We start from the raw sequence: 6,114 nt of genomic DNA on the forward strand, positions 1-6,114 counted from the left end.
CAGCGGCGGAAAATACGCCGCCGACATTACTTTTGGTGCCGCCGTGGGCGGTGCCGTCGGTGACGGCGATGGGCAGCGACCACCGTCGGATCGAAGGGCTCATCGCGCCGGGCACCTGGAACGTCAACCCGTCGGCGTCGCCGCAGGACATCTTGTCAACGCTGATCAACTCCAGCGCGGAGCTGTACCTGAGATCGGGGCTGCAAGACACCGCAACCGCGATGAACATCTCGCCCTACAACGTGCTGGTGGTCGCCTCGCTGGTGCAGCGCGAAGCCAAACCGCAGGACTTCGCCAAGGTGGCGCGGGTCATCTACAACCGCCTTGCCGAGCACCGCAAATTGGAGTTCGACTCGACGGTGAACTTTCCGCTGGACCGTCGCGAGGTGGCCACCACCGACGGTGACCGCGCCCAGACCACGCCGTGGAACACCTATGTCATCGATGGCCTGCCGGCGACGCCGATCTGCTCGCCGGGCACCGAGGCGCTCAAGGCGGCAGAGCACCCCGAGGATGGCGACTGGCTGTACTTCGTCACCATCGACGAGCAAGGCACGACGCTGTTCACCCGCGACTACCAGCAGCATCTGGCGAACATCGAGCTGGCCACACGCAACGGTGTCCTCGACAGTGCGAGGTAGTGGGGCGCCCCGAAAAGCCGCCGTTCTCGGCTCGCCGATCGCTCACTCGCGGTCCCCGCAACTTCATCTGGCCGCCTACCGGGCGCTGGGCCTGGACGGTTGGACGTACGACCGCATCGAGTGCAACGCCGACGAATTACCGGGTGTGGTCAGCGGATTCGGGCCGCAGTGGGTTGGGGTGTCGGTGACGATGCCCGGAAAGTTCGCCGCGCTGCGATTCGCCGACGAGCAGACCGAGCGGGCCGAGTTGGTCGGATCGGCCAACACGTTGCTGCGGACGCCGCGCGGCTGGCGGGCCGACAACACCGACGTCGACGGCGTCAAGGGCGCACTCGGGGCGGCCAGCGGTTCCGCGGTGATCGCCGGCTCGGGCGGAACCGCCCCGGCAGCGATCGTGGCATTGGCCGAGTTGGGCGTCGCCGACATCACCGTGGTGGCGCGCAATCCGGCCAAGGCTGCCGATCTGGTCGACCTGGCTGGTCGGGTCGGTGCGCGGGCCCGGTTCTGCGACCTGAATGGCGGGTCGGTCCGCGACGCGATCGCGTCCGCTCAGGTGTTGGTCAGCACGTTGCCCGCCGACGTTGCGGCGCGCCACGCCGATGCCTTCGCCGCGGCGCCGGTGCTGCTGGATGCGATCTATGACCCGTGGCCGACGCCACTGGCCGCGGCGGTGAGCGACGCAGGCGGTCAGGTGATCGGCGGCCTGCAGATGCTGCTGCATCAGGCGTTCGCGCAAGTCGAACAATTCACAGGCCTACCGGCCCCGCGAGCGGCGATGGCGGCCGTCCTGGATTAGTGTGCCGCGCATGCTGATTGGACCGGCTCTGCTGTGGATGGCTGCGCTGAGTGGCTACGACGTCCGGCAGCGCCGGCTGCCGAATTGGCTGACTATTCCCGGATTCGCGATGATCATGCTGGCCGCTCTGGGTTCTGGCCGCGGGTGGGCAGCGCTGGTCGGCGCAGTCGCGTTAGCCGGCGTCTATCTGTCGGTACACCTGCTGGCTCCGACGGCGATGGGCGCCGGCGACGTCAAGCTGGCCCTGGGACTGGGGGCGCTGACAGCACGTTTCGGTGCCGATGTGTGGTTGCTCGCGGCCATCGCTGCGCCGCTGCTGAGCGCGGTGGTCGGCCTCGTGGCGTGCGCCGGCTGGTCGATCCGGGTGGTGCCGCACGGGCCGGCGATGTGTCTGGCGAGCGCCGCGGCAATGTGGTCGGCGAGTTGACGCGGCAGCCGGCTCGCCGAACGTGCACTGAGTTCGATTTTCGGCCTTCGCTTTCGTACTGAGTACACGTTCGGCGAAACACTAGGCTGCCGCGGCACGACCCTTCAGGGCGCTGCGCAGCCCGTAACGCTTGCCGCGGATTTCGCGCGGCTCGGACTCGGGAAACTTCTTCTCCGAGTGCGTTTCCGGTGCGTCGTCGCTGGTGCCGGGCAGCCACCTGTCAGGGATCGCGAGCTTGAGGATGGTCCAGAACGACTGCCAATACTGGCGCAGCAGCGGTCCAGTGGTGTAGGGCAGGTCGTATTTCTCGCAGAGTTCCCGCACGCGCACGCTGATTTCGGCGTACCGGTTGCTGGGCAGGTCGGGGAACAGGTGGTGCTCGATCTGATAGCACAGATTCCCGCTCATGAACGCCATGATCGGGCCGGCGTTGAAGTTGGCCGAGCCGAGCATCTGGCGTAGATACCATTCCCCGCGGGTTTCTTCCTCAAAGGCTTCCTTGGTGAATTTTTCCGCGCCGTCGGGGAAGTGGCCACAGAAGATCACCATGTAGGCCCAGTAGTTCCGGATCAGGTTGGCGATGGCGTTGGCCTTTAGCGTGTGCTTCCAGTTACTGCCGGCCAAGGCGGGGAAGACGATGTAGTCCTTACCGACTTGCTTACCCATCTTCTTGCCCATGACGCGCAGATCTTTTCGCACCTCCGCCCACGACTTCTCCTTCTTGCGGACCTTGGCGGTCTCGACGTGGTGCAGCGCGACTCCCCACTGAAAGAGCGTTCCCAGCAGCATGTTGTAGATCGGGTTGCCGATCATCCACGGCGCCCAACGCTGGTCGCGCGTCACCCGCATGATGCCGTAACCCACATCGGCATCGAGGCCGACGACGTTGGTGTATTTGTGATGCACGAAATTGTGCGAGTGCTTCCACTGCGACGACGGGCACGCCGTGTCCCACTCCCATTCCGTCGAATGGATTTCCGGGTCGTTCATCCAGTCCCACTGGCCGTGAATGATGTTGTGGCCCAACTCCATATTTTCGATGATCTTGGCGGATGCCAGACTGGCGATGCCCGCCGTACGGGCCATCTTGCTGCTGCTGGCGAACAGCGCAAGGCGCCCGAAAGCCGCCAGTCCGCGCTGTAACTGGATCGCGCGGCGGATGTATTGAGCGTCGCGTTCGCCCCGCGATTCCTCAATATCGGTGCGAATCTGGTCGAGCTCGGCCGCTAGGTCCTCGACGTCCTGCGGGGTGAGGTGTGCGTAGGCCTTGATGTCGGTGATAGCCATGGATGGTCTCCTCTCAGACTTTGATGGTGCAGTTGCCGGATGCGGTCGAGATGCAGGTCTGGATACGGTCGCCGGCGCCATGTTCTTGACCCGAGCGAACATCGCGAACGTGGCCTTCCTCCAATGGAAGTACGCAGGTTTGGCAGATGCCCATCCGGCATCCGAACGGCATTTGAATGCCCAGCTTTTCGCCGGCATCGAGGATGGATGTTGCGCCGTCGATCGCGATTTCCTTATCGGATATCGCGAATGTCACCGTGCCGCCCTCGCCGCCTTTGTCGGTGGCGGCGATGCTGAATCGCTCCAGGTGGAGAGCCTCGTCGAGGTTGTTGTCCTTCCAGACCTTTTCGACCGTGTCGAGCATGGCCGCGGGTCCGCACGCCCACGCCGAGCGATCACGCCAATCGGCGACGATGTCGTCGAGCTCTCCGAAATCGAGCTTGCCGTCGGTCTCGGTCAGCCGCAGATGCAGTCGGTAGCCGCGTTCTGCCTTCTCGGTGTCGCGCAGTTCGTCGTGGAAGATGACCGCGTCCTGCGAGGGGGCTGAATGCACGTGGACGATATCGGGGAACTGGCCTCGTCCCCGCAGCGATCGCAGCATCCCCATGACGGGTGTGATGCCGCTGCCCGCGGTGATGAACAGGATCTGCGACGGCGGCGGGTTGGGTAGCGCGAAGTCTCCTTTCGGAGATGCCAGCCGAATGATCGTGCCGGGTTGGACGCCGTTGACCAGATGAGTCGACAAGAAGCCTTCCGGCGTCGCCTTCACGGTGATCGAGATGTTGCCGTCGCCGTGCTGGGGAACCGACGTCAGCGAGTACGACCGCCAATGCCACTTGCCGTTGACGCGCAAGCCGATCCCGACGTATTGGCCAGGCTGGTAGTCACCCGAGAATCCCCATCCCGGCCGGATGACGACCGTCGCGGTGTCATCGGTCTCGGGCGTGACCGCGACGATCTCACCGCGCAATTCGCGGGCCGACCAGAGCGGGTTGATCAGCGATAGATAGTCGTCGGGCAGCAGCGGCGTGGTCGCCCGTGCGGCCAGCCCGCGAACCGTGTTGACCCACGACCCGTAAGCCGAGTCCACGTTCTTCGCCGGGGATCGCGCCCAGCGCACCGCAGATTTGATGGGCGAGGTCATGGCTTGCCTTCCGCTCGTGAACGTTGTGACCGTGGTCACGCGAGTGGGATACCCTACTGCGGAGTAATAAAACCTCGATCCGGAACGTGCTGGGTGCAAGCAACCGCCAAGCACCGACCCCCGTCCCATCCGATTGGCGCATTTTTCCCCGACGAGGCCCGCCGTGGGAAGATGGGACTCGTGTTGCGATGGACTACTGCTGGTGAATCCCACGGCCGCGCTCTGGTGGCCGTGGTCGAAGGCATGGTCGCCGGGTTGACGATCACCTCCGACGACATCGCCGACCAGTTGGCCCGCCGTCGACTCGGCTACGGCCGCGGCGCCCGGATGAAGTTCGAGCGCGACCAGGTCACCGTGCTCGCGGGAGTGCGGCACGGCGTCACCCTCGGTGGCCCGATCGCCATCGAGGTCGGCAACACCGAGTGGCCGAAGTGGGAGACCGTGATGGCCCCGGACCCGGTCGAGGAATCCGCACTCGAGGTGGCGCGCAACGCGCCGCTGACCCGGCCGCGGCCCGGCCACGCCGACTACGCCGGGATGCTGAAGTACGAATTCGACGATGCCCGACCGGTGTTGGAACGGGCCAGCGCCCGCGAGACCGCCGCCCGCGTCGCCGCCGGCACCGTCGCCCGCCAGTTTCTACGCCAAGCCCTCGGCGTCGAGGTGCTGTCGCACGTCATCTCGATCGGCGACTCCACGCCGTATGACGGACCGCCGCCGCAGCCCAGCGACCTGGCCGCGATCGACGACAGCGGGGTGCGAGCCTTCGACAACGCCGCGGAAGCCTCGATGATCGCCGAGATCGAAGCCGCCAAGAAAGACGGCGACACCCTGGGCGGCGTGGTGGAAGCGGTCGTGACCGGCCTGCCCATCGGACTGGGCTCGTTCACCAGCGGCGACAATCGACTCGACAGCCAACTGGCCGCCGCGGTGATGGGCATCCAGGCGATCAAGGGCGTCGAAATCGGCGACGGGTTCGCCACCGCCCGCCGGCGCGGCAGCCGCGCTCACGACGAGATGTATCCCGGACCTGACGGCATCATCCGCTCCACCAACCGGGCCGGCGGCCTGGAAGGTGGCATGACGAACGGCGAGCCGCTGCGGGTGCGGGCCGCGATGAAGCCGATCTCCACGGTGCCGCGCGCGCTGGCCACCGTCGACATGGCCACCGGCGACGAAGCGGTCGCGATCAACCAGCGCTCCGATGTCTGCGCGGTCCCGGCCGCCGGTGTCGTGGTCGAGACGATGGTCGCGTTGGTACTGGCCCGCGCCGCGCTGGAGAAGTTCGGTGGCGATTCGCTGACCGAGACCCGCCGCAACATCGAGTCCTACCGGCGTTCGGTCGCCGAGCGGGAGCCGGCCACCGAAGTCCGGGCGTCCGGGTAACGCCATGGCGCCCAAAGCCGTGTTGGTGGGACTGCCGGGATCCGGCAAGTCCACCATCGGTCGACGGCTTGCCAAGGCCCTCGACGTCGCCATGCTCGACACCGACGCAGCCATCGAGCAGCAGACCGGACGCGCGATCGCCGACATCTTCGCTTCCGACGGCGAAGCGGAGTTTCGCCGGATCGAGGAAGAGGTGATCCGTGCAGCGCTCGACACACACGACGGCGTCCTGTCGCTGGGCGGCGGCGCAGTGACCACCCCGGGGGTGCGTGCCGCGTTGGCCGGCCACACCGTCGTGTACTTGGAAATCAATGCGGCCGAAGGAGTTCGGCGCACAGGTGGTAACACCGTGCGGCCTCTGCTGGCCGGACCGGACCGCGCTGAGAAGTTCCGCGCGCTGATGACACAGCGTGTGCCGCTCTACCGAGAGGTC

7 protein-coding genes are annotated in these 6,114 nt (G+C 66.2%); 5 read left to right on the plus strand and 2 right to left on the minus strand.

The features are described 5' to 3' along the window. From mltG to AC2VOG_RS07830, 3 genes are all read left to right on the plus strand, one after another. Positions 1–641: endolytic transglycosylase MltG (mltG, locus tag AC2VOG_RS07820; RefSeq protein WP_486939345.1), on the plus strand; the 641-nt coding region annotated here is incomplete at its 5' end. After that, positions 631–1,437 carry a shikimate dehydrogenase gene (locus AC2VOG_RS07825; protein WP_486939351.1) on the plus strand — a complete coding sequence of 269 codons (807 nt, stop codon included), beginning with the start codon at positions 631–633 and terminating at the stop codon, positions 1,435–1,437. The genes mltG and AC2VOG_RS07825, both read left to right, overlap by 11 nt. A gap of 10 nt (positions 1,438–1,447) precedes the next feature. Beyond that, positions 1,448–1,864, plus strand: a complete 417-nt coding sequence (locus AC2VOG_RS07830; RefSeq protein WP_486939346.1) for an A24 family peptidase — start codon at positions 1,448–1,450, stop codon at positions 1,862–1,864. 81 nt (positions 1,865–1,945) lie between these two features. Here the strand turns inward: AC2VOG_RS07830 and AC2VOG_RS07835 are convergent, their stop codons facing one another. Beyond that, positions 1,946–3,151 (minus strand): fatty acid desaturase family protein, encoded by a 1,206-nt coding sequence (locus AC2VOG_RS07835; RefSeq protein WP_486939347.1) that lies wholly within the window; start codon positions 3,149–3,151, stop codon positions 1,946–1,948. A 13-nt stretch (positions 3,152–3,164) separates the two neighbouring features. Continuing rightward, positions 3,165–4,295, minus strand: a complete 1,131-nt coding sequence (locus tag AC2VOG_RS07840) for a ferredoxin reductase (RefSeq protein WP_486939348.1) — start codon at positions 4,293–4,295, stop codon at positions 3,165–3,167. Positions 4,296–4,475: 180 nt separating this feature from the next. On the opposite strand from AC2VOG_RS07840, the gene aroC reads away from it, so the two are divergent. Further along, positions 4,476–5,681: a chorismate synthase gene (gene aroC, locus AC2VOG_RS07845; protein WP_486939349.1), complete on the plus strand. Its 1,206-nt coding sequence runs from the start codon at positions 4,476–4,478 to the stop codon at positions 5,679–5,681. Positions 5,682–5,685: 4 nt separating this feature from the next. Beyond that, positions 5,686–6,114: shikimate kinase (locus AC2VOG_RS07850; RefSeq protein WP_486939350.1), on the plus strand; the 429-nt coding region annotated here is incomplete at its 3' end.

It is taken from the genome of Mycobacterium sp. TH-M11 (genome assembly GCF_057473725.1).

Coding starts and splice junctions, on each gene's coding strand:
- AC2VOG_RS07830 (WP_486939346.1), top strand. CDS start 1,448: ATGCTGATTGGACCGGCTCTGCTGTGGATGGCTGCGCTGAGTGGCTAC.
- AC2VOG_RS07835 (WP_486939347.1), bottom strand. CDS start 3,151: ATGGCTATCACCGACATCAAGGCCTACGCACACCTCACCCCGCAGGAC.
- AC2VOG_RS07840 (WP_486939348.1), bottom strand. CDS start 4,295: ATGACCTCGCCCATCAAATCTGCGGTGCGCTGGGCGCGATCCCCGGCG.